At 66.8% G+C, this 4,949-nt stretch carries 4 protein-coding genes; 1 reads left to right on the top strand and 3 read right to left on the bottom strand.

Annotation, left to right across the window (positions count from 1 at the left end; genetic code table 11):
* Window positions 1-22: 22 nt before the first annotated feature.
* The 3 genes from ACILQS_RS15555 to ACILQS_RS15545 all read right to left on the bottom strand — a co-directional run bounded on the left by ACILQS_RS15555 (window position 23) and on the right by ACILQS_RS15545 (window position 4,654).
* Complete coding sequence (locus ACILQS_RS15555) at window positions 23-1,906, bottom strand: alpha/beta hydrolase family protein (protein ID WP_395641034.1); 1,884 nt, start codon at window positions 1,904-1,906, stop codon at window positions 23-25.
* A 172-nt stretch (window positions 1,907-2,078) separates the two neighbouring features.
* Window positions 2,079-3,587, bottom strand: coding sequence for a glycerol kinase GlpK (glpK, locus tag ACILQS_RS15550; protein ID WP_395641033.1), 1,509 nt, complete (start codon window positions 3,585-3,587; stop codon window positions 2,079-2,081).
* Window positions 3,588-3,688: 101 nt separating this feature from the next.
* Entirely contained in the window at window positions 3,689-4,654 is a 966-nt protein-coding gene (locus ACILQS_RS15545; RefSeq protein WP_395641032.1) for a sugar-binding transcriptional regulator, read from the bottom strand.
* Window positions 4,655-4,775: 121 nt separating this feature from the next.
* Here ACILQS_RS15545 and ACILQS_RS15540 point away from each other — a divergent pair.
* A partial coding sequence (locus ACILQS_RS15540; protein WP_395641035.1) for an FAD-dependent oxidoreductase occupies window positions 4,776-4,949 on the top strand: 174 nt, incomplete at its 3' end.

The following is a 4,949-nucleotide window of genomic DNA, read 5'->3' as shown; positions in this document are numbered from 1 at the left end:
CCCACGACTCGAGGTGACCGGATTACCCGTAGATCGTGTAGGTGGTCCCCACCGCACCGATCGTCGCGATCGAGGCCATGATGAAGCCGCCGATGTACGGATTGTTCGTCGCTCGGAAGATCTTCCGAGTGATGAACACGGTCACGATCAGGAAGGGGATCACGTACTGCAACCAGATCCCCGCCATCCTCACGCCGATCGTGTTGCCCCACATGACCTCGCCGCTGGCGAAGAACACGGAGTACTGAATCACCACGATGATGATCGCCGGCAGGGCGTTCATCACGGCGAGCAATGCCGTGTTCAACCACTCGCGCCGCTTGAGCGTGAAACGGTTGAAGCTGTTGATCGCGATCGAGTTGGCGACGTAGAAGATCAGGTACAGCGGCAGGTAGAGGAAGATGATCCAGATCCGGTCCGCCCCGAACGTCGTGAAGCCCAGCACGTACAGACGCCAGTCCGACTGGAAGAAGTACTCGGAGATGAACAGGATGAGCACCGCCGCGAGAACGACCGTCACCGCGAGCAGCGCGCTCAAGCCGAACTTCCGCCACCCCGGGAAGACGCCGACCTGCCGGAGGTCCTGCCCGTTCTTCTTACCGAAGAGGTAGTACGACGCCACCATCACGACGAGGGTGAACACGCCGTTGATGGCCGCCCAGACACCGATGAAGGACGTCGGCCCCTGCGGGCTGAGGCCGGGAGTGCCGTACATGGCGAATGTCGAGCCCCAGCCGGTCGCGTAGACGATGAAGCTGACGCCGGAGAACACCGCGGAAACGACCAGCGCCCCCCAGAACCAGGCGAGTCCCTGGCGTCCGCCACTGATCGGCGTGGCCGGAGTGATCTCGGCACGAAGACCCGCGAACACCGGCGCAGCGAGGAGAGCGCGGGTGAAGGCGACCAAGAAGATGCCGAGCGCGACGAGGCCGAGCCCGTTGAAGGCCGCCTTGAGCTGCCACGTCTGGGAACTCGGGTCGATCGGGTTCGGGGCTCCGAACGCCTCGTCGAAGAACGAGACCAGATCGTGGGCCTCCGTCGCCGAGAAGGTCGCCCACGGGTGGATCTCAGCCGGGTTGTCGACGCGGCGGATGGCCTCCTCACCGTCGATGGTCTCGGTGTAGGTCGTGTACGACTCGCGCGTCTCCCACTCGGACTCGTCGGTGCTGAAGTTCAGGAACGCCTGCGCCTCCGCGTTGTCGATCCACTCGCGTGCCGGAGCGATCTGGCTGGAGTAATCGACCGCCGGGCCGACCTGCGCGCTGTTGGGGTCCACCGTGCGGAAGAAGAACTCGTCGTACTGGGCGGCGTGAACGCCGACGTCGCGGCTTCCGTAGATGTTGACGTAGTTGCCGTCCGCATCCTTGACGATCGGCGTGCAATCGACGAGATAGGCCGCCGCGACGAGGCCGGACTCGTTCGCGTTGTCGGTGGTGACGGCGGCGTTCGATGCGAAGCAGCCGGCCGAGTGTCCCGCCACGCCGATCTTCGACGCATCCACGTAGGGCAGGCTCGCGAGAAGCTCGACTCCTCGGTAGGCACCGGTGCCCATCGTGTCGACATCCGTTCGCTGCTGGACGTGCGAGCTGCCCTGGGAGTAGCGGTCGATCGAGAGCACCACGTAGCCGCGCTTGGCCAGCTCGACGTAGTTGTTGTCCTGCATCTGCTTCTGGTTGTTGAAGCCGTGAGACAACACCACGGCGGGGCGCGGGTCGTCGGCAGACGCGTCGTTCGGGACGAACAGATAGGCGCTGTGGATCTTCCCGTCCGGAGTCTCCCACGTCAGCGTCTTCATGGTGACGGCGCCCCCGGCGGTCTGCACGAGCGCAGACCCGAGACCAGAGATCACGAAGAGCACCAGCGAGAGAACCAGCCAGAAGCTGTTACGCGAGGTGAGGCGTTTCATGGAATTCCTAACTTCCTTGTCGAGGATGGGACCCGAGACACCCGAAGATTTGCTCAGGGTCTGACGAAATCTACTGACGCCGATCGGGCCGGTCGGTCGACTTCGATCTGATTTGCACAAACGTGCAGGTGATCAGCTCGACGCGGGAGCGACGGGTGGCTGGGCGCGAGAACTATGCGCGAGCGGACGGCCAGTCGAACGTACGGCCGACCGCGTCGTGCCAGTCGGCGACCCGGGCCTCGCGCTCGGCCGCCGTCGTACGCGGCGTCCATCGGGCGTCTTCGCTCCACCGCGCGCGCAGCTCATCGAGCCCCGACCACACCCCGACGGCGAGGCCTGCGGCATAGGCCGCCCCGAGAGCGGTCGTCTCGATGACCGCGGGACGCACGACCGGGATCCCGAGGATGTCGGCCTGCATCTGCATGAGCGTCGCGTTCGCGACCATCCCGCCGTCGACCCGCAGCTCCTCGATCGGCACGTCGACATCGGCATCGACCGCGTCCAGCACGTCGCGCGTCTGGAGGGCGACCGACTCGAGCGCGGCACGGGCGAGGTGGGCGCGGGTGGCGAAGCGGGTGAGTCCCATGATCGCGCCGCGCGCGTCCGGACGCCAGTACGGCGCGAAGAGACCGGAGAATGCGGGCACGATGATCACGCCGCCGGAGTCGGGGACGGACACGGCGAGCTCTTCGATCTCCGCGGCGGAGTCGATGATCCCCAGATTGTCACGCAGCCATTGCACGAGCGAACCGGTCACCGCGATGGAGCCCTCGAGCGCGTAGGACGCGGGGGCATCGCCGATCCGGTATGCGACGGTCGTGATCAGCCCGTGCGCGGACCTCGGAATCGTCTCCCCGGTGTTCACGAGCAGGAAGTTGCCGGTGCCGTAGGTGTTCTTGCTCTCCCCCGCGCGGAAGGCGGCCTGCCCGAAGGCTGCGGCCTGCTGGTCGCCGAGGATGCCGGCGATCGGCACCTCGCGCAGGAGGCTCGACGACTCGACCCGCCCGACGACCTCGGACGAGCTGCGGATCTGCGGCAGCATCGACGCCGGGATGCCGAAGGCCTCGAGCAGCCCTGGGTCCCACTCCAGGGTGTGGAGGTCCATCAGCATCGTGCGGCTCGCGTTCGTGACGTCGGTGACGTGCACGCCGCCGTCCGGCCCGCCGGTCAGGTTCCAGATCACCCACGAGTCGGTCGTGCCGAACGCGAGATCCCCGGCCGCGGCCTCGGCCCGGGCACCCGGCACGTTGTCGAGGATCCAGGCGATCTTGGTCGCCGAGAAGTATGTCGCGAGCGGCAGACCCGTCGTGTCGCGAAACCGGTCAGTCCCTCCGTCGTCGGCGAGACGATCGACGTAGTCCTGGGTGCGCGTGTCCTGCCAGACGATCGCGTGATGAACGGGCTCCCCGGTGCGCCGATTCCAGACGACGGCGGTCTCGCGCTGATTGGTGATCCCCACCGCAGCGACATCGCGCCGCGTCATGTCGGCACGGGCGAGAGCGATCCCGATGACCTCTTGCGTGTTGTGCCAGATCTCGAGGGCATCGTGCTCCACCCAGCCGGGCTTCGGGAAGTGCTGACGATGTTCGAGCTGGCCCGACGAGACGATTCGCCCATCGGCGTCGAAGACGATCGCCCTCGTGCTCGTCGTCCCCTGGTCGATCGCCACCACACACGTCATCGTCAGACACCTCCGTCGGCGGGGCACTCGTGTGCCCGCGGTCACGCCACCCTAGGACGGGACCGGGCAGACGCTCATCACCCATGCACGAACGTGCACGTTCAGGCGTTGGCGAGCAGCTCTCGAGCCAGACCTTCGTCGAGGACGACATCCGTGACGATCCCCGCCGCGAGCGCCCCCTGGAGGCTGGCGAGCTTCTGCTCACCCGCGACGACGCACACCCTGCGCGCCACTCGGCGCAGGACCTCGAATTCGGGTCCGGTCGCGCGGGCGTTGAGCGCGACATCCCGGTACGACCCGTCGACCCGGTAGAAGACGGTCGCGACGTCGCCGACGACGCCGTCCGCCCCGAGACTTCGGTAATCGACGTCGTCCAGATATCCGCCGACGTAGACGTGGCTCGGCACGCCGGCGAAGGGCGAGCCGAGACCGAAGACGGCGATGTCCATCCGGGACTGGATCTCGACGAGTCGTCGGGTCGCGCGCTCGCGCCAGAACGCCTGCTTGGTGAGCGGGTCGTCGAACAGCGCGGGCACCGGGAATTGCTGGACGCGAGCGGAGTACGCGTCAGAGAACCGCCGCAGGATCTCGCTGGCGTACTCGATGCCGGTGGTCTGCGAGTTGCCGGCGCCGTTGAGTTGCACGATCAGGGTGTTGTGCAGCTCCTTCGGCACGAGATGTCGACTGATGGCCCCCATGGTCGAGCCCCACGCGACGCCGATCGTCATGTTCGAATCGACATAGCGACCGAGCAGTCGGGCGGCGGTCAGGGCGACTCGTTCGAGTCGGTCGACGTCGCTGAGCGTCGCCGGCGCAGGAACCACATGAGCGACCACCCGGAACCGCTCCGCGAGAGCGCGCTCGAGGGGCGCGCCTGCTTCGAAGGGCGAGCGCACCTGGATGTCGACGAGCCCCGTCTCACGCGCATGGCTCAGCAGGCGCGACACCGTCGAGCGCGAGGCGTGCAGTTCGGCCGCGATGGTCTCCATCGTCAGATCCTGGAGGTAGTACATCTGCGCGGCGCGGAGCGCGGCGAGGGTGCGCGGGTCGTGCGTGGGGGCAGACATCGTGCGCGAGCCTCCGATCGGTGCTTGAGCTACTTGCACATTCGTTCAACATGGCTGCGCGGCTGTGCGCTGGTGCCCACGATATGACACCTTGCTCAGCGAAGGAACCAGGAGGTCGACAGTGCTCGGCAACAACGCGGCGTCTGCGCGCAGCAACCGGCTCGAACCGTTCGCACGGGGCGGCCGCACCACCGTTCTGGTGGTCGGCGGCGGCATCAACGGGATCGGGGTCTTCCGCGAACTCGCGCTCCAAGGGGTCGACGTGCTCCTGGTCGACCGCGGCGACTTCGCCTCG

The organism is Pseudolysinimonas sp., from assembly GCF_044239695.1.
In the GTDB taxonomy this organism is placed as follows: domain Bacteria; phylum Actinomycetota; class Actinomycetes; order Actinomycetales; family Microbacteriaceae; genus Pseudolysinimonas_A.
This window is presented reverse-complemented; position numbering and strand designations above follow the sequence as displayed.

Excerpts from the sequence above, each read along its gene's own strand:
- ACILQS_RS15555 (WP_395641034.1), bottom strand. The coding sequence starts at position 1,906 with ATGAAACGCCTCACCTCGCGTAACAGCTTCTGGCTGGTTCTCTCGCTG.
- glpK (WP_395641033.1), bottom strand. The coding sequence starts at position 3,587 with ATGACGTGTGTGGTGGCGATCGACCAGGGGACGACGAGCACGAGGGCG.
- ACILQS_RS15545 (WP_395641032.1), bottom strand. The coding sequence starts at position 4,654 with ATGTCTGCCCCCACGCACGACCCGCGCACCCTCGCCGCGCTCCGCGCC.